1 protein-coding gene is annotated in these 584 nt (G+C 40.6%); it reads left to right on the forward strand.

The annotated features are described in order from the left end of the window. Positions 1-161: 161 nt before the first annotated feature. The coding region (locus AC1DUW_RS31975) for a phosphotransferase (RefSeq protein ID WP_477644598.1) at positions 162-584 on the forward strand (423 nt) is incomplete at its 3' end.

Below are 584 nucleotides of genomic sequence, written 5' to 3' on the forward strand. Positions count from 1 at the left end.
GTTCACAAACTGGAGAGGCCATTGCAAAGGGGAGTGCGGTCTTAGTTTGTTTCAATTTTACTGAACAGAAAAGTGAACCTATTCCTGAAATGATAAAAGATACGCTTATCTCACATCTTGTTCATACCTAGATTCTCTAAAGTGTAAAGGGGTGAAGGAAATTGGTTGATGATACGATTCCTGTTCGTTCCGGTGAGGAACTGAATTTAAGAACATTAGAAGATTTTCTGAGAAAAAATGTCATGGACCTACCAAATGAACCGTTAGAACTGCAACAGTTTTCTACAGGGTATTCCAATTTGACCTATCAGTTGAAGATGGGAGAGTGGGAAGCTGTATTAAGGAGACCGCCGCTTGGTCCTGTTGCTCCAAAGGCACATGATATGAAACGGGAACACCATATTCTTTCATCAATCAACGCGTATTTTCAAGCAGCTCCTGAACCTATACTGTTTTCGGATGATGATTCAATCGTCGGATCTCCCTTTTTTCTAATGGAAAGAAAACATGGAGTTGTAATAGATTCTAAGTTTCCCGAAGGAGTCGAACCGACTTCAGAGAGGTGTCGTCAGCTTTCTTATGAA

The sequence above is a fragment of the Peribacillus sp. P4_C12 genome (genome assembly GCF_056402095.1).